Here is a 23,549-nt window from a genome sequence, read left to right on the forward strand (position 1 = left end):
AGTTGGGAAGAACCCGGACGCACAAGCGTCCGGGTTTTTCGCTGTTAAGGGAGCAGCGATCCCCTGCGTTGTTCGCACACGCTGCCGTTGTTCGGCGGAGATTTCGAACAAGCCCAGGATTCCTCCGGCTTAGCCGCGGGGTGCTTTGGTGACGGAACCTGACGGGACGGGTTCGACGTCGTTCGGGTGGTCCAGGACCGGGGCGGCGCGACGGTCTCCCCGCAACTCATCGACGCGGACCAGGACTACGCCGCCCACAATGAAGAGGCCACCCAGCAACTGAATCGGGCCAGGCAGTTCGCCCAGCAGCAACCACGCCCAGATCACGGCGAACAGAACTTCGGTCAGGGACACGAACGATGCCACCTTGGAACCCAGGCTCCGGGCGGCCATGATTCCGGAAACATAGGCCAGGACCGTGGCCAGGATGATGAGCCCGACGGCGGACACCCACCACGGCGTTGTCCACGGACCCAGGGTTGTATCGGCGGTGCTGAACGTCATGGGCAGCAAACCCAGGAGACCGACCAGCCACATCACCAGTGCACCCACCATGAGGCCGCCGGACGCGAGCACCAGCGGAGGCAGGGTGTCGTTCTCCTTGGCGGTGATGAAGAAGTAGATCACCAGGCATACGGCCGCGGCCATGCCCCAAAGAACACCAATGAAGTCCACTTTCACGGCACCGGTCAGGTCGAGCACCAGGACCAGGCCACCCAGTGACAGGAGCGCGCCCACAGCGGTCAGGGCCCGGGGCCGGCGGCGGCTTGCGATCCACAGCCACAGGACGATCATCACCGGAGCCAGGTACTCCAGCAGCAAAGCGACGCCCACGGACAATCGCGCGACGGCGTTGAAGTAGAAGAGCTGGCAACCTGCAACACCAATAAGGCCGAACAGCAGGATGGTCAGCCAGTTGTCCTTGAGTTGGTGCCAGCGGCCGCGGAGAACCACGACGGCGGGAATCAGCAGAATCAGCGCCGCACCGGTGAGGCGCACGGCAACTGCGGCGCCGGGTGACCATCCGGTTTCCAGCATCGACTTGGCGAATGAGCCGGACGTGCCAAAGACAGCGGAAGAAAAGAGTGCGATGCCGAGTCCTGATGCCAGGAAACCTTGTGCATCAGCCTTCGTCGTTGGAGCTGACACAGCAGCCTCCTGTCAGGAGTAAAGTGGGCTTATGGTCATGACAGTACTCCCGAAACTTGTAAGGAGTCAAAGTGCTTTTTGCGCCTGACACCGAAGTTGCCCTTCGCAGCGTCGTCAATCTCATCAACACGGCCGCCAATGGAGAGGAATCGCTCGCCACGTTGGAGGACCTCAATGCCTTCCTGGACGCCGAGGAGTTCACGGGCTCCAGGGTTAACTCCCCCGCGGAACTGACCAGCATCAAGCGTCTCCGCAGCGAACTCGCAGCGCTCTGGAGTGCCGACGAGGATACGGCGGCCAAGTCCGTCAACAAGCTGCTGATCGACGCCAAGGCACTCCCCCAACTTGTGAAACAYGACCACTGGGACTGGCACCTCCACGCCACCACTCCTGAAGCTCCGCTGGCAGACCGGATGGGCACAGAAGCAGCCATGGCCATCGTCGACGTCATCCGTGGCAGGGAAATGGACCGCATGCGCGTGTGCGCGGCCGAGGACTGCGACGCCGTGGTGCTGGACCTCAGCCGCAACCGCTCCAAGCTCTACTGCGACACCGGCAATTGCGCCAACCGTGCCCACGTCGCGGCCTACCGGGCGAGGAAGGCCGCCGAGGGCGAGTAAAAAGGCAGAGGGAACAAAGCGCCACGTCGGGTTCTACCCCACACCACAGGCGATCACGCACTTCTCAACGGCTTTGAGCGACTACGGAACCACCGAGCACGCCATCCAACTGCCCCACAACGCCCCGCTCCCCATCGAGCTCATTCACGAGATCATCGATTGGCGGCTGCGGCAATTGCCTTCAGACGAGGAATGACCGGTCCGGTCAAGCCGCACTTTCCGGCCACGTCACACGGTCGCCGGAGACCATCGACATCGGCCCCAAACTCACGCCCCGTCCCCGGACCAGCGTGTACGGCTGCACCAGACTCAGCGCGAATCCCGCTGAGTGCTCCAACGCGAGATGAACGGCGTCGCCTTCCAGGCCCACAAGCCTGACGTCGGACACCACGACGGCGGCCCGCAGATCCTGCCGCTGGACGGCCAGCGCGTCGTAGCATTCGGCGATGGCGGCGTTGGACTTCACCGTGCACTCCCCGGGTTTCTCCTCCGGGCAGATGAGGAAATGGTCGCCGTCGTCCTTGATGGCTGCCGCGAAGGGGTGGAGCCAGCCGGAAACGGTGAGGCGCTGCACTACCAGTGCCAACGCCAGGTTGAGCAAGGTATCCACGTCCGCCTGAGCCGTTTTATCCACGGATTCCCGCCAAGGTGCCATCAATTCCCCCCAAGAAAGATAGTCGTGGGCCCACCCTACCCGTGGGCTTCAGCCAGCGGAATGCCACAGCACACACAAAAAAGCGCTCCCCCACCACGGTGGGGAAGCGCTGGAAGGTCAGCGGCCGGCGTCGGGCGTTTCAGCCTGGTCGTCCGGAGCAGCCGGGCCGCCGTGGCCGCCATGGCCGGGACGCTTGGAGCTGAGGTTCACCCCGGAGCCCTTGCCGAGGTGGTCCGCGTTTTCCTTGTGGCTCATGGACAGCATGGCCGCCACAACAAGGCTCACGATGAATGCGATGCCGGCGCCGGTGAAGGCGAGGTCGAACCGCGGGGCCTTTGCGCTGCCGCCCGAAGCGAAGATGAGCACGGCCACGAAGGCCAGTACTGCAAAGAACGCGGAGAACATGAGGGGTCCCTTGACCGAGGTCCGCATCTTGCGCGGTTCTCCTGGTGTCTGGTCAGCCACGGTCATTCCTCCAATGATGGCGGTTCGTGTCCGCCGGTCTGCAAAAGTTCTACAACGAGTAGAACGTCCAGCTACTAGTTTACGGCCTCGGGCGAAGCACTGGGCCCAGCAGCCTGCGCCGTGCCACCGGAGGTTGCCTTGGCGTCGTGCCGCAAGGTCAGCCCGGACAGGATCCACAGCACGCCGGAAATGATGGCCCCGCCGCCGGCAACACCCAGCAGCGCATGGGCGCCGAGCGAGGTGAAGAATGGCAGCAAAACGGCCGTGCCAACGGAAATAACCCCGGAAACGAGCCAGTCGCGGGCCAGGGAATCGCGTTTCCTGATGCCATGCACCACCTCGAGGAGGCCCAGCACCAGCAGCGCCAGCATGGCCGAAAGAGCGACGCCCGCATCAGACTGGGTGACCAGTGCGCCAATTCCGCCGAGCGCCATCACCACAGGCACCGCCACCGGCAAAGCGCGGGACATCCACACGGCACCGGCAGTCGCAAGCAAATACAGGCCTACGGCCCACGCCAGGACGTGCACGGACGGAGAAGCCCAGAAGATGGTGACCGCGCCAAACAACAGTGCCACCGTGGCACGGATCAGCACGGGTTTCCAGAGTCCGGCCGCGGAGGCAGAGGGAGTCTGGGCAGGAGTCGCTGGGAGAGTCACCCGTCCAGTTTAGTGGGAACCCAGCACCATCCACCGATCGGTGCGTGCGCGGAGCCCCAAAGTCACCCCGCGGGCCAGCATGTAGCCCATCGCAAACGCGGCCCACAGCCAGAGGAGCCCCGCCTCGCCGTCGGGCCTTAACTGGTGGATGGCCACCAGCAGCGGCAGGTAGACCACCAGGTTGACGACGCCGGCAATCGCCAGATAGCGCGCGTCGCCGGCGCCGATGAGGACTCCGTCAAGGACGAAGACGTAGCCGGCCAACGGCTGCCCGACCGCCAAGACCCAGAGGGCGACGGTGAGGGCGGAGCGGACACCGGCGTCGGGAGTGAAGAGGTAGCCGGCCCACGGTGCCGCAATGGCCAGGAGTACACCGGTAATCACACCGAATCCGAGCCCCCAGCGGATCATGGTGCGGGTCAACTCCCGGACGCGTTGGGCGTTCCTGGCGCCAAGTTCCTTGCCGATCAAGGCCTGCGCGGCGATCGCCAGGGCATCCAGGGCGAACGCGAGGAACGAGAAAATGGTCATGGCCAACTGGTGCGCGGCGAGGTTCACTGCGCCTTGGGCGGTCACCACCAGAACCGTGGCGAGGATGGCGAGGCGGAGACTCAGGGTGCGCAGCATGAGCCACGAACCCACTTTGGTCATGGCGCGGATGCCATGCCAGTCGGGCTTCAAGGACACGCCGTGTTGCCGCGCATTTCGGCTCACCATCACCAAATAGACCGCCGCCATGGCCCACTGCGCAATGCTGGTGCCGATCGCTGAGCCGGCTACCGAGAGATTCAGTCCGTAGACCAGGAACACGTTGAGTGCGATGTTCAGCGCAAAACCGGCGGTGGCCACCAGCAGCGGAGTCCGGGTGTCCTGGAGCCCGCGGAGAACACCGGTACCGGCGAAAATGAGCAGCATCGCGGCCAGGCCGGGCATGGACCAGCGCAGGTAATCGACCGCGAACTGTCCAACGTCTCCACTGGCTCCCATGAAGCCAACCAGCGGTTCAGCCGCCACAAAGCCAACCACCGCGAGGACCAGGCCCAGCAGCAGCGCCAGCCACACGCCGTCGCGCCCTGCTGCCAAAGCCTTCCCCAACTTGCCGTCGCCGATCGCCCGGGCCACTGCCGGCGTCGTCGAATACGCCAGGAAAACCATCAGACCCACTGCGGTGTGCAGGATGGTGGACGCGAGCCCCACACCGGCCAGTTGGTCGACGCCCAGGTGCCCAACGATTGCGGAGTCGGCCAGCAGGAACAGCGGCTCGGCAATGAGCGCGCCGAACGCGGGGACGGCCAGGCGGAGGATCTCGCGGGCGTTGGAGCGCGTGGGTGTGGTTGTGGTTTGAGGCACTAAACAAGCCTAGTCCGCTGCGGGCCGGGTACATTTGGGCCGTGTCACACGAGCATCCCGTCACCGTTTCCGTCGCCCGCACCATCCTTCCGGGCTATACCCGCCAAACCAACGCGTGGGCCCACGCCGGCCAGGAACTCGCCCGCGAATGGCCGGGATACCTGGGGTCGGGGTGGGTTCGCAATGGGGTGGACTCCACCGAATGGCACATGCTTTACCGCTTTGCTGACGCCGGGTCGCTGCAGGAGTGGGAGGACTCGGAGGAACGACGCTGGTGGATCGACAGCGCCAGGGACATGATGGAGACCACCCGCGTGGAGCGTCATACGGGCATTGAGGGCTGGTTCGCACGGCCTGGCGACGTCTCGGTGGTGGTGCCCGAAACGGTGGTGCCGCCGCGTTGGAAGCAGGCCATCAGCATCTTCCTGCCGTTCTTCCCTTTGAGCTTGCTGGCCAATTTCCTGCTGCATCCGTTGACGCAGGACTGGCCGCTGGTGTTCGCAGTGCTCCTCAACATCGTGATCCTCACGCCGTTGATGACGTACATCTTCCTGCCGATCACCACCCGTCTGCTGCAGCCGTGGCTTCAAGCCAAGCCCCGACGCCGCCGCTGACGAGCACGACTCCGCGCGCGGGCAGTAGCTGGGAATTTGGTCATAAACAGCCGCCATTAGTTGACAGTTCAACTTATATCCTGAAGGGTTGAACCATGAACAAGTCCAGCTTGACCACCACAGCCCTGACCATCCTGCGCGTCATTGCAGGATTTCTCTTCGCCGCGCACGGTTGGCAGAAGTTCAACGAATTCACCATCGCAGGCACCCAGGCCTCCTTCGCCCAGATGGGTGTGCCGGGCGCCTCGACAGTAGCCCCGATCGTGGCAACCCTGGAGCTCGTGGGCGGCATTGCGCTGATCATCGGGCTTCTTACCCGCGTGTTCGCAGCGCTCCTGGCCGTCAACATGCTCGGCGCACTCTTCCTGGTGCACGCACCGGCCGGCGTCTTCGTCGGCAATGGCGGGTACGAGCTGGTGCTGCTCTTCGCCGGAGCCGCCCTGGCCCTCGCATTGGCCGGCGCAGGCAGGATCTCCGCCGACGCCGCACTGTTCGGCCGCTCAGGATCCAAGCTCCGCGTCCTGGCGTAAACACCCCCCGACAGCGGCCCTGCGTCAACGCCTCACCGACGCTCTCTCACATAACAGCCCCTAAACGCCAACGGTCTCTCACTTCCTTCAGAAAAGTGAGAGACCGTTGGCGCTTAATCATGGGGATGTGAGAGAGGATCGGGGGGAGGGGCTAGCCCTTGACGCCGCTCAGCTCGTTCGGAACATGCTCCACCTGCGCCGACTTCGCTAGCTTGCCGGTCTTCAAGTCCACCGCATGGATGGTGCGGGTCGCCGGCTCGGTGACGAACGCCGTCGAGCCCTGGACGAACAGCGTGGGCCGCGGGTCCTGCCACGTCGTCGACTCTTCCCAAGCCCCAACCACCGGGATGGTCGACGTGACGGTACCGGTCAGGGGATCGATCACACGCAGCCCGCCATCCGTGCCAAGTACCAGCGCCTCGCCGGCGGGCCCGCGGCCAAGCGAGCGGAAGGAGTAGCTGGTGCCGATATCCACCAATTGCAGGCTGGCCGTCTCAGTGTTGACCAAGGAGATCCGCGTGGGCCGCTCGAGCTCGGCGACCTTATCCACTTTGTAGTCACCGAGAATGACAGGCGACTTGTCGGAGCCGGCCTGGTTTCCCATCCGGCCGTAGGCGTCAGGGCTGGCAACCTTGGTGATGGCGCCGTCCTTGTAGATGAGCATTCCGTTTTCGCAGCCAACCACTACAGCTTCGTTGGCGGCGACGGCTTCGCCGTGCACCCCGGGGCACTCTTCGTTGCGCACCACTTCTGTGCGTTCCTGGCCCTTGCCCGCCGACAGCACCGCAATGCCTGAGCGCCCCTCCTCGTTACCGAGCGTCACCAGGAGCTTGCCGTCTTCCAGCTCCACAGCCACACCGTGATGTGCCTCAGGAGTGGTGTAGACGTCTGTAGCAGGCAGCCTTCCGTCCTCTACGGCGGCGGCCAGCGCAGACGTTTCGAAGCTCTCCACCCTCCCGGAACCGTCGTTGAAAAGCACGGCCTTATCTCCGTGCAGCACTACGTGACCGGCCTTGTCTGCCGCAAACGCCAGCTCAGTCAGCTTGGGCTCAGCCACATAGTGGTGGCTGTGATCGCCGTGCGGCTCCGTCCAGGCGCCTGCGTCGAAGAGGCGGAAGGAGTCGCCCGTGGACACGAAGACGTGCCGGCCGTCGCCAGCCGGGTTAAGCCTGTTGAAACCGGACATTTCGGCACTTCCTACCTGCTCAAGCGAGGTAGCGTCCAGAACTGAAATGCCGGCGTCGTGGGTGTAAACGAGCCGCGGAGTCGGCGCTCCGGCCTCCTTGGCACTGGGTGAGGAAGTGGCCTGGGGGGTTGCCTCGGCTGCGTTGCCGGCTGTGCCACCAGGGGCGGCGCACGCTGTCAACAAAAGGGCAGAGAGCCCGACGGCGGCAATCGGCTGGGCGCGAAGTCTGCTTTTTCGCGTGGTGCGGACAGGGGACACGAGAGTGGGGTGCTGAGGCATGAGTTAAATGATATTGATTCTCATTTATGGTGCAAGTCCAACGATCGGCTCTTGTCACACTTCGTGGCGCACCGGGGCTTCTATATCGGTGCGGGCATGCACGCCCCTTCTATGCCGAAGATCGCATATATGGGAGATAAGTAACTCCTTTTCGATCCGCTGGCCCGGGACCGAATGGTGCCGGGGCAGCGGTTTCGGTGGTAGAACTAGCCTGATGAAGACGATACTCACCGGCGTCGGCGCGAGCGCGGGGACTGTCCAAGGGCCGGCCCGGCTCGTTCACGGACCCGACGAATTCATCCGCTTCCAGACCGGCGATGTCCTGATCTGCCGCACCACCGACCCCGCATGGACCCCCTTGTTCGGCATGGCATCCGCAGTAGTCACACAGACCGGCGGAATGCTGTCCCACGCAGCGATTGTGGCCAGGGAATACGGAATTCCAGCCGTGCTGGGCGTCCGCGACGCCCTTGACGTGGTCCCTGATGGAAGCCCGCTGACCGTAGACGGCACGCAGGGAACCGTCACCGTGACGGACAGCAAATGACACTTCTCACCCTTCACGCCGTGCGCCTCCTCGGATTCGCGGAGACGGAGGCTGTAGCGGCGCGCTTCGCACAGGATCGCGCTGCGGTGGAGTCCCAGCTCATCGACGCCGGCGTGAACGGCCTCGTCACGTACAGCACGTTTGCGGGGAGCAGCGGTTGGTCGTTATCGAGCGTTGGTCGGACTGAGAACGAGCGGCTGCTTGCCGATGAACTGGACAACGCGGGGGCACGCGGCGCGGTTTTGGCCGTACATGACGATTTCGCGGACTTCAACGCCGGCGTCGTGGAAGCTTGCAGCGCCATCCAGCTGCAAACTCCGGCCGCTGAGGGGGCTCTGGATGTCCTGATCGGTGCCTTGGCAGCGTGGCGTCCACTCGAAGCCCAGCTCGCTGGCGTGCTCCCTCGCTTTGAGGGTTACTCCGAACGCTTACTGAACGCACTCAAGCGCGCTCCGGAAGATACGGCCTGGTTGACGGCAACGGACCGCGATTCGTTCCACCGCACCTGGTTCGAGCTTCACGAGGATCTCATCGCCACCCTTGGCCTCCAGCGCATGTGACTCGTTCAACCCCTGAGACTGCCGACTTAGTCACGTAACAGAAACCTGCCGACAGTAAGATTCCAAGCATGAGCGATGACGCCGCCAATTCAGTGACCCTCCGCTTCCTGGCGGCTCCCATGGACATCGGACACAGCGGGTCAGTCGACGCCGGCACAGTCCTTGAGTGGGTGGATAAGGCAGCCTACGCAGCAGCAGTGGGCTGGTCGAAGTCGTATTGTGTCACCGCCTACGTGGGCAATATCCACTTCACGGATCCGGTCAACAGCGGCGACATGGTGGAGGTGACGTCCACCATCGTCTACACCGGTCGCTCCTCGATGCACATCCACACAGTGGTCAGCTCGCGCGACCCCAAGGGCGGTCCCGAGACGATGCACAGCCAGTGCATGGTGATCTTTGTGGCGGTGGGACCCGATGGCAAGCCGATTCCTGTCCCCCAGTTTGAGCCGTCGACGCCTGGGGAGATCGAGCAACGCGACCATGCCCTGGCGCGCATCGAAGTCCGCGAGCAGATCGTCAATGCGATGAACGCCCAGGAATATACCGACGTTGGAACGGCCGAGCGCGTCGTCCTGCGGTTCATGGCGTCCCCCACTGATGTGAATTGGGGCGGCAAGGTCCACGGTGGCATCGTCATGAAGTGGATCGACGAAGCTGCTTATGTTTGCGCCTCCCGGTACGCCGGGAAGGACACAGTGGCCGTGTTCTCCGGTGGCGTGCGTTTCTACCGGCCACTGCTGATCGGTCACGTCGTAGAGGTGGAAGCCCGTCTCGTCTACACCGGCGCCAAGGGCATGCATATTGCAGTACACGTCCGCTCCGGTGATCCCAAGAACCGGGAAATGAACTTGACCACGTATTGCCTCACGGTGATGGTGGCACGCGATGAAACCGGCACTGCCGTGCCGATTCCGTCCTGGGTGCCAGTCTCCGAGGAGGACAAGAAGCTGCACGCTCATGCCCGCGAACTGCTGGAAATCCGTGGGCGGGCACCGGGAAACAGGCTGCCGGATCACTTGCTGAAGGCGTCGGGCAACTAAGGGAGCCAGCTGACCCTGAGTGCCGGACTGCACGAGGCGCCCGTCATCGGTGAAGGCTCACCGTCGGCCGGGCTGGCCCCGGCTGCAGCCATGCCATCGCTGCCAGATGGTCGGTACCCGGCGTTTTGATGACGGACGCACCGGAAAGGGTGAATCCGCGGAACAGAATGTGGTCCGGTCGGGTGGCCGGGAGGCTGGCCGGCCAGGTGAAACCGAAACCGGACCGGGCGTCGTCGAGCGTCCCCAGCAGTGGGGCGAAGGAGCGGTCTGTGTTCGCCGTATTGAAGTCTCCGACCACCAGGAGTCGCGACGACGGATCCGCCTCCACCAGCCTGCCGAGCTTGGCAAGGGCCGGCGTTCCGGCTGCGTACTTCGCCGGGCCGGACCGAGGGCAGATGCACGGCATAGAGCTGAACGGGACCGTCCGGTGACTCCAACTGCACGCTCATGGCGCGGGACCAGCCAAGCCCCAAGGCCAGGGGCCTGCCTTGGCTCAGGGGAAACCGGCTCCAAACTCCCACCGTCCCGGCTACCTGCCGATACCCAAAAGCCCGGTCCATCGCCGGAGCAATCCGCTCCAGGGTGGGCCCGGTGAGCTCCTGGAGGACCACGACGGCGGCACCTGACTGGATCACCTTTTCTACTGCCTCATCGGCCTCCGGATTTCCCGCCCGGAGGTTCTGCGTGACGACGCTCCATCCACCGGCAGCCTCCTCCGAGGCGCCTGCAGCGGACGACGGCGCGATGCCCGTCGCCATGACTGGCAGGAAGACCACGCACCAGGAAACCAGGGCGCCCACCGCTGGGATGGAGCCAGGCCACGCTCTGGCAACCAGCGCCAAGATCAACAGGGCAGCTATAACCACCCCCAACCAGGGCAGGAAGCTCTCGACGGCGAGAGCCAGCCCGTGAGCCTCCGGCACCAGTCCGTGGCCGAGAATCAGAGCCATCATTACCCCGGCGGTGATGCCCACAACCCAGTCCCTGGCACGCGGACGACGCCGTCGCGACGTGAGCAGACCTCGCTGTGCGGCGGTGGCATAAGTGGTTCCGATGTCCTTATCCATGGCCCCATGATTCATCGGGGAACTTAAAGGATTATGAAGCCAGGCCAATTATGCTGGTGGCCATGACGGAGCCCATAACAGTACTGGTCGTCGACGACGATCAGGACATCAGGAGCTCCCTGCAGTCCCTGCTTGAAGCGACCGGCTACCGGGTTGAATCTGCTGCTGACGGCCGTGAAGCGCTCGAAAGGGTCGCCGCAACGTCCCCGGATCTGCTGGTGGCGGACGTTGTGATGCCGTTGATGGATGGCCTCGGCCTCTGCCGAATGCTCCGAGCTGCCGGCAATGCGATTCCAATCCTCTTGCTCACGGCACGCAGCGACGTGGCCGACTGTGTTGCGGGGCTGGACGCCGGAGCGGATGACTTCCTCTCCAAGCCCTTCGAACCCGATGAGCTGCTGGCACGGTTGAGGGCCATGGCCCGCCGGACCACCAATCTTCCGGCCAGCCCCACCGTGTACAACGAGTTGGAACTGGTATCCGAGGCCCACGCAGTGAGGCAAAACGGACGGTGGATCGACCTCAGCAGCACTGAGTTCGCCATCCTTTGCGTGCTCGCGGAGAACCCTGAGCAAACGCTCAGCCGAGGCCAGATCAGCGACGCCGTGTGGGGATACGCAATGACTCCAGCCTCCAATTCACTTGAGGTCTACATCAGCTATCTGCGTCGAAAACTCGAAGCCGAGGGCGAGCCACGGATCATCCAGACTGTTCGGGGCGTTGGATACAGGCTGGCCGCATCGTGACGCTACGGCTGCGGATGACGCTGGTAATCGCAGCGGCCATCACCCTCACTGTTTCCGTGTTTGCAGTACTGGTGTACGTCTTTGTGGGTCATGAATTGCGCAAGAACGAGGATCTTTCCCTGAGGCGCGAATCGGATCGCATCATCCAACTGATCCAGACCGATCCCCCTTGGCAAGGGTTTTCGCAATGCACCTGGGTCCGCTCCCCGGCCTGTGCACAGCTGGTGGCGCCTACTCCCCGTGAAGACCCGGACTCTGGCGCCGGGCCGGCATTGCCCATCACCGATCAGATGCGGGCGGTGGCATCCGGCAAGAGTGCTGCGTTCTTCACGGAAGCGGCCATCGGCAACGACCCCATCCGCGTGTACGTCAGGCCCTTGCCGAATCAGCGCGCATTGGTAGTGGGTGTCCGGGACGACAGGGTGCTGGCGTCCTTCGAGCGACTCATTTGGCTGCTCGCGGCAACGGTGCTGGGGGCTCTGGTAGTAGCCGCGGGCACTGCCTACGTAGCTGCACGACGCGGACTACGTCCTGTTGATCGCCTCACTGCCGTAGCCGAGAGTATCGCCCAAACCGGCAACACTGACATCAGGATCCCTCAAAGCAGCACCACTGAAACCAACAGGCTCAGCAACGCCTTCAACACAATGCTGAGCGAATTGGAGCAATCCCGCCACCAGCAGGAACAGTTGATTGCCGATGCCTCCCATGAACTGCGGACACCGCTGACCTCGCTGCGGACGAACGCGGCCATGCTCAGGAATCCCGAACTATCGCAGGGCAGCAAGGAACGCATTTCCGGGGCACTGGAGCATGAGTTGATAGCCATGCAGTCCCTCATCGAGGACCTGATCGATCTGGCCCGGAACAAAGAGTCCCCCGCCTTCATTGAGGACGTGGATCTCAACGAACTCGTTCTCTTCTGCACGGACAACGCAGAACGGCGTTACCCCGGGGTAGTTTGGTCCCTGGCAGGACCCGGTGGACCCCTCGTGGTGGCGGGAGAACGCGTCAGGCTGGCCCGCGCCATCGCGAATCTTCTGGACAACGCCGGCAAATTCACTCCCCAGCCGGGCCAGGTCCGGGTGGCCTTAACCGCCTCAGAGGGTGGTGTCACCCTTGATGTGCGGGATACGGGACCGGGCATTCCTGCGGAGGATCTGGATCGTGTCTTTGACAGGTTCTACCGGTCCACCAGCACCCGCAGCGTGGCCGGATCCGGTGTGGGCCTCGCCGTGGTCCACAACGTGGCCATCGCCCACCATGGCATGGCCAAAGCGCATCCGAGCCCAAACGGGGCACACTTCAGCCTTACGCTGCCGCTGGCCGAAGGCAGCTAGACACCTCGCCGGTTCGTCATCCTGGCCGCAGCACGCAGAACTCGTTGCCCTCAGGGTCGGTGAGGCACCGCCACGACACATCTCCTTGGCCGATGTCGGCGTCAACGGCACCCAGCGTGTGCAGCCGGTCCACTTCTGCCGCTTGGTCGTCACCGGAGTAGGGCATCAGGTCGAGGTGGATACGGTTCTGCAGTGAGTCGGGGTCCGACGTGCGGAGCAACTCCAGATATGGCCCGACCCCCGCGGACGAACGCAGCCTCGCGTGTTCATCCGTCACCTCGTGGAGGGTCCAGTCCATCGCACGGCTCCAGAAGGTGGCCATGGCCCGCGGATCTGCGCAATTGACCACCACAGTGGCAATGGGTCCCGTGTCCTGGTAAATCGGTCGGGGTTCCAAGACGCAGAACAGGTTGCCCTCGGGATCTGCCAACACAGTCCATGGCACCTCTCCCTGCCCTATATCGGCCGGAGTCGCCCCCAGCTCCTTGAGCCGCGCAACAAGCTCCACCTGATGGGCGGCAGAGCTGGTAGCGAGATCGAGATGCACCCGGTATGTCACCGTCTCCGGGTCCGGAACTGTCACAACGTCGACGCAGACAGCTGAAGGGTCCGGCCACGTGAAACCCACGGGTTCAACGTTGGTCACACCGGGTCCCTCACTGGAAATACCCCAACCCAGAGCTTCAGCCCAAAACTTCCCGAGAGCAGAGTCATCCCGGGCCTTGAAGTTCACTTGAACCAGTCGCAGTGCCATGCCGCACAACCCTATACCGAGCCAAGGAAATTTCGCGGCCGGTAACGTCCCTGACCAAGGCGTGGCCCGACGTTCATGGCAGCCGACACACCGTGATCACGCCGCAGTATCCCGACTCGATAGAAGCACGCAAAAGGCCGCGCAGGCGGCAAGAAACCTACCTGCGCGGCCGTGGAACTGCAAGAACTACTTGATCAGCGCGGCCGCCTGGTCCATGAGTGCGCCGGCTGCTTCCGGCCCGCCGGATGCGGCATCATTGCTGGACGCCGTGGCGAAAATCAGGACGCCGTCCTTGATGGCGTGGGCGCTGTATATGGCTCCAGCCTTCCCATCCGGCATGACCATCAGGGTTTTCAGCGCCACCGTCCCGGGCACGTTGCCGACGCCACTGATCTTTTCGGTAGTAAGCGTCATGGTGTCCCCCTCCGCGGAAAGCGTCACCTTCTTGCACGCCTCGATCTGCGACTCACTCTTGTCCAAGCTCGCCTGGAGCAGCCCTGCGTCAACGCCGGAGGTCAGCGCCAGGCTGGTGATGAAGTCGCCGGTTTTGGACCTGGTGGTGCCTGCAGACGTAGAGCCGTCGATGGACTGGTACGTACCGAGGGTGCCCAGGTTCGCGCAATCGGCAGGTTCGATGGTTGCCTTCGTCAGCACCCGGACCGCTTCATACTGGGCTACCAGTTCCTGTCCGGAAACTACCGCCCGGCTGGTGCCATCGGCTTCCTTGACCTGCCCGACCAAACCGACGAGCTCTTCGTTGGTGTACTGCTTCGCGGGCGTCGGCGTCGGCGTGGCAGTCTCGCTGGCAGGGGCCGACGCTGATGCCTGTGATGCCGTGGTGGAACCACCGCATGCCGTGAGCGCCAGAAGGACCAGTGCCGATGCCCCGAATCCGAGCAACGAATTTTTCTTCATGTGTTTCCCCAATAAGTCAGTGATTCGCCCGCGGACACGGACGTCACCAACACTACTGTCCCGGCTTGACCGCATGGACCAAGCCGTGGGGGCTAGAAGCCGCCGCCGCCAGCGCCTGCGTCGCCTGCCATATTGGCGAAACGTGAGTAGTGGCCTTGGAACGCAACCACGATGTCCTTGGTGGGACCGTTACGGTGCTTGGCAATGAGGATGTCCGCTTCTCCGGCGCGGGGCGACTCTTTGTCATACACATCCTCGCGGTGCAACAGGATAACCATGTCGGCGTCCTGCTCGATGGAGCCGGATTCACGGAGGTCGGACACCATGGGGCGCTTATCCTGGCGCTGCTCGGAACCACGGTTCAGCTGTGACAGGGCGATGACGGGAACCTGGAGCTCCTTGGCGAGCAGCTTGAGCGCACGCGAGAACTCGGAAACTTCCTGCTGGCGGGATTCCACCTTTTTGCCGGAACTCATGAGCTGGAGGTAGTCGAGGATCACCAGTTTGAGGTCGTGCTGCTGCTTCAGGCGGCGGCACTTGGCCCGGATCTCCATAAGGGACATGTTGGGGCTGTCATCGATGAACAGCGGAGCATCGTTCATGCGACCCATGGTGGTGGCAATCTTGGACCATTGCTCGTCCTTGATGGTGCCCTTGCGGAGGTCTTGCAGACCAATAGTGGCCTCTGCGGAGAGAAGACGCATGGCGATCTCGTTCCGGCCCATTTCCAAGGAGAACATGACCGTAGCCAGGTTGTTCTTGATGGCGGCCGAACGGGCGAAGTCCAGCGCGAACGTGGACTTACCCACGGCAGGACGCGCCGCGATGACGATCATCTGGCCGGGGTGGAGTCCATGCGTCAGCTCGTCCAGCTCGTAGAAGCCGGTGGGAACACCGGTCATGCCCTCGCCGCGGTGGCCGGAAGCTTCGATCTCGTCCACGGTGGATTCCATGACGTCTTTCAACGCCACGTAGTCCTCCGCAGTGCGCTTTTCCGCTACCGCGTAGACCTCGGCCTGGGCCTGGTTGACCAGGTCCTCCACTTCGCCGTCCTGGCCGTAGCCCATCTGGACGATCTTGGTGCCCGCATTAACGAGGCGGCGAAGGACCGCTCGCTCGGCAACAATTTCGGCGTAGTAGCCGGCGTTTGCAGCCGTCGGCACGGTCTGGATGAGCTCGTGGAGGTAGGCGGGGCCACCGATCCTGTTGATCTCACCACGCTTGGTCAGTTCATCCGAGACGGTGACAGCGTCGGCCGGTTCACCACGACCATAGAGGTCAATGATGGACTCATAAATGGTTTCGTGGGCCGGACGGTAGAAGTCATGCCCACGGACGATCTCGACGACATCCGCGATCGCGTCCTTGGACAACATCATGCCGCCAAGCACCGACTGTTCAGCAGGGATGTCCTGGGGAGGTTTCCGGCTCGAGTCCGAAGCGCGTGTGCCCTCGATTGAGTCCAAGTGCGTAACTGACAAAGCCGTCCTCCATTTGTGTACCGCTTCAGAGATTTACTCCCAGGCGGCCCGTAAAGCGCAGTGTGTGGTGACGAAGTCCGCCCGGTGTCTCTGACGATGTCAGGCAGGGCCGACAAAATAGCATCCCGTATCCACAAGTTATCCACAGTCGATCCGCCAAGGCCCGCTGCCGATGGTCATTCAGGCAGCGTCCGGGAATCTCAACAGGGGATATTCGCGTCCGAAATGGACACTCCAGACACGTTACAGCAGACGCCTGGCACCCCCTGTGGATAACCTGTGGAATACAAGCCCCACGTTGTGCACAGACTGTGCGTTACCCTGTGGATAGAGAAATTCTTTTCGGGGAAACTAGCCTCTGACCTGCGGAAACGTCGCTCACAAGCTGTGGACTAAAGAAAGATTTGCGGCAATTTCATCCACAGACGCCCCGCCGCGTCGAGGCCTATGAGGGTTGAAAAGCACCCCAAACATGCCGCAAATGTGATGCATCTTACAAGTGGGGCCCTAATTTGACACCACCATCTCAGAAGCCTATGCCGGAAGTGGAATGTGCTGTGGATAACCAAGTTCTGGCATAAGCTCTAAGTATGGGGATGAACTTTGGTGACGTGTTGACGATTGCCCTTCCGCTTCTTGTCCTCGTGGGCTTGTTGTGGGCACTCACGGCGGCCTTCAAACCGCGGGATACCGGAGTCTCCGACGCGGAGAGGTATCAACGTGAACTGGCGGCCCGTTCGGCTGCGCACCAAGCGTCCCAAGTACAGGAGGCGCTGGCGCTGCGCGCCCGGATCGAAGCCACTACCAAGCCGAGCCAGAATGAGGCCAGCCACCGGGAACAGGCGGAGAACACGAGGTCCGCTATTCAGGCCCAGGCAGCCAGGTCACACGCTGCCGGCCAGACCGGACACCAGCCCGCCGTCCTTCCCAATGGCCAACTGAACCCGCAGCTTGCGCTCGAGCTGCAAAACCTGGTCCGCAGCGGGAAGAAGATCGAGGCCATCAAGGTTCTGCGCCAAGCCACCCACTCGGACCTGCTTACCGCCAAGAACTACGTAGATCGGCTCTGACAACGCCATGGATTCCATCCTCATCCCGCTCCTGATCCTCGTTGCGGTCATTGCGGGCGTGCTACTGCTGATGCGCTCCTTCTCCAAGCGCTCTGCTGAGACCAAAGCGGGCGTCGCAGCCGCGAATGCCCCGAAGGATCCCGTGGAGCTGGCCAGGAAATCTGCCGCCAAGCTCAACCAGGAGCAGCACCGCCAGCTCTACTCCCTGATCGCCCGGGGGCAGGGCATGGCAGCGATCAAGCTCTACCTGCAGGCCACTGGCGAGGGCCTGCGCGCCTCGCGTGATGCGGTGGGCGCCTTGGCGGCCCACCCTCAGCCTTTCACGCCGGAGACGCCTGCCAAGGACCTGCTGGCGGAGGATGATGACGAGCCCGAACGTTTTCCGTACCGTTACCGGGCGATCGTCAGTAAAGGCGAGGTGACGCGTGAAGTGAGCAGCAATATGCTCAACGATGAGATCTACGGTCGAATCCGGACGCTCGCCAAAAGCGGCGATGTTGAGGGCGCCGCCATCGCCTTGACGCGCCACTCAGACATCACCATCAAACAGGCCCGCGAGTTTATTGAGCTGTTGGACGACTAGGAAGACTTAGAAGTCGAACAGGTCTCCGAGGAAGCCTTCCTTTTTCTTGCGCTTGCGGCCGTACCCATCGCGATCGTAGCCTTCACGCCGATCGCCATCCCGCCGGTCATAGTCGCGCCTGTCCCTGTCGTCATAGCGCTGCTGTTGCGGACGGGATTCGAACGGGTTGTAGAGGGGTGGCGGTGCGATGGGCGGCTGGGACGGCGCAGCCGCCGGCCGGGCGGGGGCAGGGACGGTTTCTGCTGCAACGCGATCAATGATCTTGTCCAGCTCCCCACGGTCCAGCCACACTCCCCTGCATTGCGGGCAGTAGTCAATCTCCACGCCGCTTCGTTCGCTCATCACCAGGTCAATGGAATCCACAGGACACTTCATGGTTGCCCCAACGATCAGGCAGGTGAAAAAGTTCGGGCCACCCAAGGGCTGGGATTCACCAAGCGCCCGGCACCACGTGCATACTGATCGGATGGTTCATCCCGATGTCCTTCAATCGCACCGGCTATTGAACCAACTGGGGAGGAAGTGCACCCTCCCCGTTGCCGAGCCGGACAACACGGAGTACGGATCCGCAACCGCGACAAGCGGCACTGCGCTGATCCGCTTCCGGGTGGCCAAGGTGACGCCCACCAAGGTGGGTCTCTTCGTTGCGGTGTGGCGGCGGTCAGCCGCCGGAGGTACGGAACCGTTCCCGGCGGACCTCCCCACAGCCAACGATGCCGACACTTTGGTGATCTCCGTCCGGGAAGCAGAAAACTCGGGACACTTCGTCTTTCCCCGGTCCGCCTTGGTCACTCACGGCATCAGTTCCATCAGTGGCCGGGGCGGGAAGCGCGGGTTCCGCGTCTATCCTCCGTGGTCCGCAACCGCCAACGCCCAGGCGCGGAAGACCCAGGCATGGCAGAGCGAGTATTTCCACTCTCCTGAAAGCGGGCTACCGCCCCGCTGAAATACCTGCCAACAGCTGTTCGAACGGCAGTGATTCAAGGGCGTCTGGTTTGCGGTTCGGCTGGGGGCCGCTGAGCAACTGCACCAGTTCACCCGCAGCGCGGTCCACGCGCGCCGAAAGGGGCGAGCCGCCGTCGTCGGTGTTTCCCCAGTCCTGCGGCCCCGCGAAAACCCCTGTGGCGGCAATTCTGGTGCGCAGGTAGGTGAACAGGGGGCGCATGGCGTAATCGAGGACCATCTGGTGGCGGTCGGTGCCGCCTGTGGCGCCGAGCAGAACAGCTTTGCCGTCCAGCGACTTCGGGTCCAGTACGTCGATGAACGACTTGAACAAGCCGCTGTAGGAGGCGCTGAAGACGGGGCTGACGGCGATGATGGCGTCCGAATGGTCGACGCCGGCAATCACCTCGGCGAGGCGGGGCGCGGCATAGCCCGTGACGAAATTGTTGGCGATATCCACGGCAAGGTCGCGCAGTTCAACGATGTCGATCTGCACGTCGTACCCAGCCGCCCGCAACTGTCGCTCGGCGGAAACGGCCAGCTGATCGGCCAGCAGGCGGCTCGATGACGGGACACCGAGTCCGGCGGAAAGGACGGTGATGCGGCGGGTTTCCATGGCATTCTCCTGTTGCTTGTTCATTCAGCTTACATGCGTTTGCATCTAAATCAATGAACAGGCGCGTGGCCGGAACTATTCCCGGCGGGCCTTAGCTCCCGACGATCCCCGTCAGGAAGGCAACCGTGGCGGATGCGATCTGCTCCTGGACAACGTCGCGACCCACGGTCGGCTCACCGTCGCCGGGCTGCGGCCCGTAGTCCCCGAAGAACGCATGGTTACCGCCCTGGACCTCCACAAATGTGGCGTCAGGAGGCAGCAGTTCGCGGGAGGCGTTGATCTTTTCCGGCGTGCTGAGTCCGTCCTCCGAGCCCGAGATGGACAGGACCTTCAGCCCCGCGCGGTCACGCATGGAATCCAACGGGTAGGAGGCGTACAGCAGCAGGCCGTCGACATCCTGGTTGCCCAAGGCGAACGAGCTTGCGCTGACGCCGCCCAGTGAATGCCCGCCAACCGCCCACGAGGAAATCTCCGGATGGGCCGCCATGGTGCCGCGGGCCTGGTTTCCGTCCAATAAGCTGAGATTGAGGGGTGTCTTGAGGATCACCACCAGGACGCCGGCATCCACTGCCGGCTTGAGGATATCCGCATACGCACGCGCCTCCACGCGGGCGCCGGGGTAGAAAACGAGCCCTTTGCTGGCGGGCGCACCGTCGGGCGTCATGACAATGGCCGTCGGCTCTTCAACCACCGACACCTTGGAGGATGACCCGGCCGCTACGGCGCCCTGCTGGTAGGCGAACGGATTCAGCCACACCAGCATGGCCACCAGTGCCAGCACAGCGACGCGCCCGGCCCACGCGCCAGCAGCCCTTAGCGCCGAACGCTTGCGGGACGCGCGGCGGCCGCGCCACAGCAGAACAGCCCAAAGAAGTCCGACGACGACGGCAGTCACCAATAGCGCGGGCAGCAACGGGTGCCCGCGCAGGACAGCGGGATTCCCGAGCAGCATCCACAGGGGCACCAGGACCAAGATGGCAACACACAGGACAGAGGCCCAGAAGAGCGCTGGCCTGCGCGTGACGGGTGGGGCTTCAGGGGAGGAGGTCATACTCCAATAATAGTTCCATCATGGAGATACTTTGAACTTTCCCGGACAAGCGGATGATCAGCGCCGCGGGGCGTGCGTGGACAGGAAGGTGAACGTCTTGTCCCGCGCCTCCCGCGCCTCATCGAAGTTCAGGTGGAACTGGTACTCGTGCGGCAGTTCCGGCTCATGGGTGGCGGGCCAGAACAGCTCGGTCACCGGAACGCCGGCATCCTTGAGGCGGTTGCTGTAGGGCACGGACTGGAGCCACGTGAGCCCATCACCGTTGCCACCGCTGATGAACGTCGGCGGGAAGTCGTCGGTGACAAAGTCGATGGTGGACATGGTGGCCCCGGCGTAGGTGGCGGACCAGTCCTTGGTGCCCGTATAAGCCCAAAGGGAGGTCTTGAATCCCCAGGCGACGATGCCGCTAAGGTCAGCCATGGCCCGAAGATCGTACACACCGCAATGCAGGATGGTGGCGGCCAACTCCGACTTCTGAAGGGCGGGTTGAATCCCCATCAGATTGGCGTACTCAGGGTTTACGGTGAGCGTGGTCATCTGGCTCGCAAGCTGGGCCCCGGCAGAGTCACCGGCCAGCACAATGCGGCTGGTGTCCACGTTCAGCTCGGCTGCATGGGCCTTGATGTAGGCGAGGGCCTCGTTGATGTCACGCACGGCGGTGGGATAGGTGGCCTCGGGGGCGATCGGATAGCTCATGCCGATGGTGGTGTAACCCTCGGCGGCGATGATCTGGAGATACGGATTCACGTCGCGCTGCGCTCCGGAAATCCAGGCACCGCCATGAATCCACACCACTGTTGGCAGCGGCGCGGTGGTCCCCTCAGGGCTGAAAACATCGAAGGTGGACCCGGGCTTGTACACCACGCCGGCCTGGGTTTGCAGAGGCGTATCCGGCACGTAGGGGGTCATCTCGTCGATGGTCGCCTGCGCCCCACGCTCAAAAACACTGCGGATCAACATCGCGGACGGCCACGGGGTAGCGGACAGTGCGAGAAGGACGATCAGGACCAGGAGAATCGCAACATCCAGCTTCTTCAGCCTTGAGGAACGTGGTCTCGGGGGCCGCGAACCGGGGCCCGCGCCTGCTGATTGGCTCTTATCCGCGCTTCTTTGGATCGATTCCAACGGTCCCATCACACACTCCCCCGGTCGGTGCACCTGTGGACCATGCTAAGGCCGCCACGGCGTTTACCGCCGTCAGCCCTGCGGCCGTGCCGCTGACAGCAACACTCCTTCGCCGCCGTCGAACGAAACGGTGTGAAAGCAGGCGCCCCGCGCGACCTCCCTGAAGCCCCATCTTCGGTGCAACGCCAGCGATGCCTCGTTGCGCGCGTTGACCACATACCAAGCGAACTCTGCCCGATCCCATATCCAGTAGAGACGGGCCGCAGTCAGCTGGGCCGCAAGGCCCCTGCGCTGGAATTCAGGCCGCACGGTGACGCCACCCAGGTAGTGCCCAGCCAGCGCCGGGCCGTCCGCATAGTCCCAGTGATGCGTTTTGGCCCAACCCACGACGCCGGAGCCTCCTTCCGCGTTCGCGTCATCATGCGCTTCGGCCACCAGGACGAGACGGGCGGGGTCCGCGACCGCGGCGCTGATGTTCGCCGCGAATCGCTCAGCGTCAGCGTTTGAAGTCCGCCCAGCTGACATGTCCGCAGCGACAATGCCCGCCACATCGACGGGATGGGCTGACCGGATGGTGAAGGACATCCGTTCAGTCTAATTTGCAGAAAAGGCTTGCATTATGAGTTGAAACTCATAATATGGGATGAGTGATGTGGTCCGGCTCACGCTGCGCGCATCAGATTCAGCCTTCAAAGTGGAAGGCCCAACGATCGGATTTCCCATGTCAGACATTGCTGTTCTGATCAACACAGCTGTCGCGGTTCTGGCCGCTGTCCTGTTGATCGTCCGCTTCCGGGTCAACCCGGTGATTTCCCTGATCCTCGCCTCCGTATACCTTGGCTTGGCGGTGGGCCTCGGCGTCGAAGAGACCGTCAAAACCATCACGGGTGGCTTCGGCGAGATCATGGTGGACGTCGGCTTACTCATCGCGTTCGGCGTCCTGATGGGCTCCATACTGAATCAGAGCGGCGCGATCCGGCGCCTCGTAGAGAACCTGCTCAAAACCTTCGGCCCCAAGCGCCTCCCCTACACCATGGGTTTGGCCATCGGCACGGTCCTTCAATCGATCTTCCTCGACGTACTGCTGGTCATCTCCGCTCCACTGGCCCGGAAGCTCGCCCCGAAGATCGGAAAGCTCGGCACGGCTCGGATGGCTACCGCCATGGCCATCGCCCTTGAATGCGGCATTGTCTTCACCGTTCCCGGCGTCGCTTCCCTTGCCCTAGCCGGCCTCCTTAACGTGCCGCTCGGGAAGATGCTGCTCTTCGGCCTGCTTCTGGTCATCCCCACCATCATCATCTCGATCGCCATCATGACCTTGCTGTTCCGCCGAGGATTCTGGAATGAAGCCAAGGACGAGGACCACACGTTCGTGGCCGAGGAAGACAGCGAGGGCGAAGAGCCCGCTGCCAGCGGCCAGGCACCCGTGCCGTCAGCTGCGAACAAAGCGCCCGGCTCTCCAGCATCCAGCGCCCAACCGTCCGGCGGAAGTGTCGCCGTCGTCGAACGTGAACGTAAAGAAGCCCCGCTGATCCTGCTGTTCGCACCCCTGCTGACCTCCCTGCTCCTCATCGGAGCCGGTGCCATCCTGGAGATTTTCGAGATCGAGCTCCCCTGGCTCCAACTCCTCGGCGAGCCCGTGATTGCGCTGCTGATCGGCCTGATCGGTACCTGCTTGGTGACGCGCGCGGCCATCGGACAGAAGAAGGTTGAAGAGGCCATCGCGGTGGGGTTCAAGGAAAGCGGCCAGATCCTCATCCTTACCGGCGTGGGCGGATCGCTGGCCGCAACCGTCGCCGCAGCCGGTTTGGGCGACATCCTGGGCGGCTTCTTCTCCGCGAGCACCGTGGCCCCGCTGCTGGTGGTCTGGGCCATCGCCGCTGTGCTGCACATCGCCGTCGGGTCCGTAACGTTGTCCGCCATCACTGCGGCCGGGTTGCTGGCACCCATCGCACCGGCCATCGGCCTGGATCCTGTGCTGCTGGCCCTTGCTGCCGGCGCGGGATCGCTCTTCATGGTTCACGTCACCAGCAACACGTTCTGGCTCCTGCAGTCACTTTTGGGCCAGAGTGTGAGGGGTGCACTCAAATCGGTCACGGTGGGAGTGTCCGTGGCCTCCGTGGTGGCGATCCTGCTGATCTTGCCCATGAGCCTGCTGTTCTGACCGGCCCCGTCATCCGCCTACCCACCACGCACGAAAGA

General features: G+C 63.2%; 28 protein-coding genes. 13 read left to right on the forward strand and 15 right to left on the reverse strand.

Features of this window, described 5'->3' with window-relative positions:
* Positions 1–129 precede the first annotated feature (129 nt).
* Positions 130–1,149, reverse strand: a complete 1,020-nt coding sequence (locus AB4Y77_RS18875) for an EamA family transporter (RefSeq protein ID WP_442014980.1) — start codon at positions 1,147–1,149, stop codon at positions 130–132.
* 71 nt (positions 1,150–1,220) lie between these two features.
* Between AB4Y77_RS18875 and AB4Y77_RS18880 the strand changes: the two genes are divergently transcribed.
* Positions 1,221–1,769 (forward strand): CGNR zinc finger domain-containing protein, encoded by a 549-nt coding sequence (locus AB4Y77_RS18880; RefSeq protein ID WP_442014981.1) that lies wholly within the window; start codon positions 1,221–1,223, stop codon positions 1,767–1,769.
* 73 nt (positions 1,770–1,842) lie between these two features.
* Entirely contained in the window at positions 1,843–1,965 is a 123-nt protein-coding gene (locus AB4Y77_RS18885; RefSeq protein WP_442014982.1) for a hypothetical protein, read from the forward strand.
* 9 nt (positions 1,966–1,974) lie between these two features.
* Here the strand turns inward: AB4Y77_RS18885 and AB4Y77_RS18890 are convergent, their stop codons facing one another.
* From AB4Y77_RS18890 to AB4Y77_RS18905, 4 genes are all read right to left on the reverse strand, one after another.
* Positions 1,975–2,424: a hypothetical protein gene (locus AB4Y77_RS18890; protein ID WP_442014983.1), complete on the reverse strand. Its 450-nt coding sequence runs from the start codon at positions 2,422–2,424 to the stop codon at positions 1,975–1,977.
* Between the two features lie 117 nt (positions 2,425–2,541).
* Positions 2,542–2,895, reverse strand: coding sequence for a hypothetical protein (locus AB4Y77_RS18895; RefSeq protein WP_442014984.1), 354 nt, complete (start codon positions 2,893–2,895; stop codon positions 2,542–2,544).
* Between the two features lie 68 nt (positions 2,896–2,963).
* On the reverse strand, positions 2,964–3,548 hold the full coding sequence (locus AB4Y77_RS18900; RefSeq protein ID WP_442014985.1) for a DUF308 domain-containing protein: 585 nt from the start codon (positions 3,546–3,548) through the stop codon (positions 2,964–2,966).
* A 9-nt stretch (positions 3,549–3,557) separates the two neighbouring features.
* Positions 3,558–4,898, reverse strand: a complete 1,341-nt coding sequence (locus tag AB4Y77_RS18905) for an MATE family efflux transporter (protein WP_442014986.1) — start codon at positions 4,896–4,898, stop codon at positions 3,558–3,560.
* Positions 4,899–4,939: 41 nt separating this feature from the next.
* Here AB4Y77_RS18905 and AB4Y77_RS18910 point away from each other — a divergent pair, with 41 nt between their 5' ends.
* Together AB4Y77_RS18910 and AB4Y77_RS18915 are read left to right on the forward strand one after the other, a co-directional pair.
* Positions 4,940–5,512 carry an antibiotic biosynthesis monooxygenase gene (locus AB4Y77_RS18910; protein ID WP_442014987.1) on the forward strand — a complete coding sequence of 191 codons (573 nt, stop codon included), beginning with the start codon at positions 4,940–4,942 and terminating at the stop codon, positions 5,510–5,512.
* Between the two features lie 95 nt (positions 5,513–5,607).
* The gene (locus tag AB4Y77_RS18915; protein ID WP_442014988.1) at positions 5,608–6,042 is read left to right on the forward strand and encodes a DoxX family protein; all 435 of its coding nucleotides are present in this window, start codon (positions 5,608–5,610) and stop codon (positions 6,040–6,042) included.
* A gap of 151 nt (positions 6,043–6,193) precedes the next feature.
* On the opposite strand, the gene aztD is transcribed toward AB4Y77_RS18915, so the two are convergent.
* Positions 6,194–7,507 (reverse strand): zinc metallochaperone AztD, encoded by a 1,314-nt coding sequence (gene aztD, locus AB4Y77_RS18920; RefSeq protein WP_442014989.1) that lies wholly within the window; start codon positions 7,505–7,507, stop codon positions 6,194–6,196.
* Between the two features lie 214 nt (positions 7,508–7,721).
* On the opposite strand from aztD, the gene AB4Y77_RS18925 reads away from it, so the two are divergent.
* The 3 genes from AB4Y77_RS18925 (at position 7,722) to AB4Y77_RS18935 (ending at position 9,657) form a co-directional block, all read left to right on the forward strand.
* Complete coding sequence (locus AB4Y77_RS18925) at positions 7,722–8,054, forward strand: PEP-utilizing enzyme (protein WP_311212449.1); 333 nt, start codon at positions 7,722–7,724, stop codon at positions 8,052–8,054.
* Positions 8,051–8,614: a hypothetical protein gene (locus AB4Y77_RS18930; protein WP_442014990.1), complete on the forward strand. Its 564-nt coding sequence runs from the start codon at positions 8,051–8,053 to the stop codon at positions 8,612–8,614. The genes AB4Y77_RS18925 and AB4Y77_RS18930 overlap by 4 nt, the downstream gene beginning before the upstream one ends.
* 68 nt (positions 8,615–8,682) lie before the next feature.
* Complete coding sequence (locus AB4Y77_RS18935) at positions 8,683–9,657, forward strand: acyl-CoA thioesterase (RefSeq protein ID WP_442014991.1); 975 nt, start codon at positions 8,683–8,685, stop codon at positions 9,655–9,657.
* Here the strand turns inward: AB4Y77_RS18935 and AB4Y77_RS18940 are convergent.
* Positions 9,654–10,724, reverse strand: a complete 1,071-nt coding sequence (locus tag AB4Y77_RS18940; protein ID WP_442014992.1) for an endonuclease/exonuclease/phosphatase family protein — start codon at positions 10,722–10,724, stop codon at positions 9,654–9,656. The two genes, AB4Y77_RS18935 and AB4Y77_RS18940, sit on opposite strands and share 4 nt — an antisense overlap.
* Before the next feature lie 62 nt (positions 10,725–10,786).
* On the opposite strand from AB4Y77_RS18940, the gene AB4Y77_RS18945 reads away from it, so the two are divergent.
* Positions 10,787–11,470, forward strand: a complete 684-nt coding sequence (locus AB4Y77_RS18945; RefSeq protein ID WP_442014993.1) for a response regulator transcription factor — start codon at positions 10,787–10,789, stop codon at positions 11,468–11,470.
* Positions 11,471–11,484: 14 nt separating this feature from the next.
* Positions 11,485–12,810 (forward strand): HAMP domain-containing sensor histidine kinase, encoded by a 1,326-nt coding sequence (locus AB4Y77_RS18950; protein WP_442014994.1) that lies wholly within the window; start codon positions 11,485–11,487, stop codon positions 12,808–12,810.
* A gap of 16 nt (positions 12,811–12,826) precedes the next feature.
* On the opposite strand, the gene AB4Y77_RS18955 is transcribed toward AB4Y77_RS18950, so the two are convergent.
* The 3 genes from AB4Y77_RS18955 to dnaB form a co-directional block, all read right to left on the reverse strand.
* Positions 12,827–13,564: a VOC family protein gene (locus tag AB4Y77_RS18955; protein ID WP_442014995.1), complete on the reverse strand. Its 738-nt coding sequence runs from the start codon at positions 13,562–13,564 to the stop codon at positions 12,827–12,829.
* A 186-nt stretch (positions 13,565–13,750) separates the two neighbouring features.
* Positions 13,751–14,479, reverse strand: a complete 729-nt coding sequence (locus AB4Y77_RS18960) for a hypothetical protein (RefSeq protein WP_442014996.1) — start codon at positions 14,477–14,479, stop codon at positions 13,751–13,753.
* Between the two features lie 92 nt (positions 14,480–14,571).
* Positions 14,572–15,960 carry a replicative DNA helicase gene (dnaB, locus tag AB4Y77_RS18965; RefSeq protein WP_089597011.1) on the reverse strand — a complete coding sequence of 463 codons (1,389 nt, stop codon included), beginning with the start codon at positions 15,958–15,960 and terminating at the stop codon, positions 14,572–14,574.
* A 596-nt stretch (positions 15,961–16,556) separates the two neighbouring features.
* Between dnaB and AB4Y77_RS18970 the strand changes: the two genes are divergently transcribed.
* Positions 16,557–17,030, forward strand: a complete 474-nt coding sequence (locus tag AB4Y77_RS18970) for a hypothetical protein (RefSeq protein WP_442015038.1) — start codon at positions 16,557–16,559, stop codon at positions 17,028–17,030.
* 7 nt (positions 17,031–17,037) lie between these two features.
* Complete coding sequence (locus AB4Y77_RS18975) at positions 17,038–17,613, forward strand: hypothetical protein (protein ID WP_311212457.1); 576 nt, start codon at positions 17,038–17,040, stop codon at positions 17,611–17,613.
* A gap of 6 nt (positions 17,614–17,619) precedes the next feature.
* Here AB4Y77_RS18975 and AB4Y77_RS18980 read toward each other — a convergent pair whose 3' ends face one another.
* A complete protein-coding gene (locus tag AB4Y77_RS18980; protein WP_442014997.1) occupies positions 17,620–17,976 on the reverse strand; it encodes a zf-TFIIB domain-containing protein in 357 nt (118 codons plus the stop codon).
* A 103-nt stretch (positions 17,977–18,079) separates the two neighbouring features.
* Between AB4Y77_RS18980 and AB4Y77_RS18985 the strand changes: the two genes are divergently transcribed.
* Positions 18,080–18,559, forward strand: coding sequence for a MepB family protein (locus AB4Y77_RS18985; protein ID WP_442014998.1), 480 nt, complete (start codon positions 18,080–18,082; stop codon positions 18,557–18,559).
* On the opposite strand, the gene AB4Y77_RS18990 is transcribed toward AB4Y77_RS18985, so the two are convergent.
* The 4 genes from AB4Y77_RS18990 to AB4Y77_RS19005 form a co-directional block, all read right to left on the reverse strand.
* Positions 18,545–19,171, reverse strand: coding sequence for an FMN reductase (locus tag AB4Y77_RS18990; RefSeq protein WP_442015039.1), 627 nt, complete (start codon positions 19,169–19,171; stop codon positions 18,545–18,547). The genes AB4Y77_RS18985 and AB4Y77_RS18990 overlap by 15 nt on opposite strands.
* A 91-nt stretch (positions 19,172–19,262) precedes the next feature.
* On the reverse strand, positions 19,263–20,222 hold the full coding sequence (locus tag AB4Y77_RS18995; RefSeq protein WP_442014999.1) for an alpha/beta hydrolase: 960 nt from the start codon (positions 20,220–20,222) through the stop codon (positions 19,263–19,265).
* A 57-nt stretch (positions 20,223–20,279) separates the two neighbouring features.
* Positions 20,280–21,356: an alpha/beta hydrolase gene (locus AB4Y77_RS19000; protein ID WP_311212461.1), complete on the reverse strand. Its 1,077-nt coding sequence runs from the start codon at positions 21,354–21,356 to the stop codon at positions 20,280–20,282.
* 63 nt (positions 21,357–21,419) lie between these two features.
* Positions 21,420–21,932 carry a GNAT family N-acetyltransferase gene (locus AB4Y77_RS19005; RefSeq protein WP_442015000.1) on the reverse strand — a complete coding sequence of 171 codons (513 nt, stop codon included), beginning with the start codon at positions 21,930–21,932 and terminating at the stop codon, positions 21,420–21,422.
* 136 nt (positions 21,933–22,068) lie between these two features.
* Between AB4Y77_RS19005 and AB4Y77_RS19010 the strand changes: the two genes are divergently transcribed.
* On the forward strand, positions 22,069–23,511 hold the full coding sequence (locus AB4Y77_RS19010; protein ID WP_442015001.1) for a GntP family permease: 1,443 nt from the start codon (positions 22,069–22,071) through the stop codon (positions 23,509–23,511).
* The last annotated feature ends 38 nt before the right edge of the window (positions 23,512–23,549 follow it).

The organism is Paenarthrobacter sp. YAF11_1 (assembly GCF_052113445.1).
Classification (GTDB): Bacteria; Actinomycetota; Actinomycetes; order Actinomycetales; family Micrococcaceae; genus Arthrobacter.

Coding starts and splice junctions, on each gene's coding strand:
- AB4Y77_RS18970 (WP_442015038.1), top strand. CDS start 16,557: ATGAACTTTGGTGACGTGTTGACGATTGCCCTTCCGCTTCTTGTCCTC.
- AB4Y77_RS18940 (WP_442014992.1), bottom strand. CDS start 10,724: ATGGATAAGGACATCGGAACCACTTATGCCACCGCCGCACAGCGAGGT.
- AB4Y77_RS18995 (WP_442014999.1), bottom strand. CDS start 20,222: ATGACCTCCTCCCCTGAAGCCCCACCCGTCACGCGCAGGCCAGCGCTC.
- aztD (WP_442014989.1), bottom strand. CDS start 7,507: ATGCCTCAGCACCCCACTCTCGTGTCCCCTGTCCGCACCACGCGAAAA.
- AB4Y77_RS18925 (WP_311212449.1), top strand. CDS start 7,722: ATGAAGACGATACTCACCGGCGTCGGCGCGAGCGCGGGGACTGTCCAA.
- AB4Y77_RS18930 (WP_442014990.1), top strand. CDS start 8,051: ATGACACTTCTCACCCTTCACGCCGTGCGCCTCCTCGGATTCGCGGAG.
- AB4Y77_RS19000 (WP_311212461.1), bottom strand. CDS start 21,356: ATGGGACCGTTGGAATCGATCCAAAGAAGCGCGGATAAGAGCCAATCA.
- AB4Y77_RS18975 (WP_311212457.1), top strand. CDS start 17,038: ATGGATTCCATCCTCATCCCGCTCCTGATCCTCGTTGCGGTCATTGCG.
- AB4Y77_RS18890 (WP_442014983.1), bottom strand. CDS start 2,424: ATGGCACCTTGGCGGGAATCCGTGGATAAAACGGCTCAGGCGGACGTG.
- AB4Y77_RS18895 (WP_442014984.1), bottom strand. CDS start 2,895: ATGACCGTGGCTGACCAGACACCAGGAGAACCGCGCAAGATGCGGACC.
- AB4Y77_RS18990 (WP_442015039.1), bottom strand. CDS start 19,171: ATGGAAACCCGCCGCATCACCGTCCTTTCCGCCGGACTCGGTGTCCCG.
- AB4Y77_RS18960 (WP_442014996.1), bottom strand. CDS start 14,479: ATGAAGAAAAATTCGTTGCTCGGATTCGGGGCATCGGCACTGGTCCTT.
- AB4Y77_RS18950 (WP_442014994.1), top strand. CDS start 11,485: ATGACGCTGGTAATCGCAGCGGCCATCACCCTCACTGTTTCCGTGTTT.
- AB4Y77_RS18915 (WP_442014988.1), top strand. CDS start 5,608: ATGAACAAGTCCAGCTTGACCACCACAGCCCTGACCATCCTGCGCGTC.
- AB4Y77_RS18985 (WP_442014998.1), top strand. CDS start 18,080: ATGGTTCATCCCGATGTCCTTCAATCGCACCGGCTATTGAACCAACTG.
- AB4Y77_RS18935 (WP_442014991.1), top strand. CDS start 8,683: ATGAGCGATGACGCCGCCAATTCAGTGACCCTCCGCTTCCTGGCGGCT.
- AB4Y77_RS19005 (WP_442015000.1), bottom strand. CDS start 21,932: ATGTCCTTCACCATCCGGTCAGCCCATCCCGTCGATGTGGCGGGCATT.
- AB4Y77_RS19010 (WP_442015001.1), top strand. CDS start 22,069: ATGTCAGACATTGCTGTTCTGATCAACACAGCTGTCGCGGTTCTGGCC.
- AB4Y77_RS18955 (WP_442014995.1), bottom strand. CDS start 13,564: ATGGCACTGCGACTGGTTCAAGTGAACTTCAAGGCCCGGGATGACTCT.
- AB4Y77_RS18945 (WP_442014993.1), top strand. CDS start 10,787: ATGACGGAGCCCATAACAGTACTGGTCGTCGACGACGATCAGGACATC.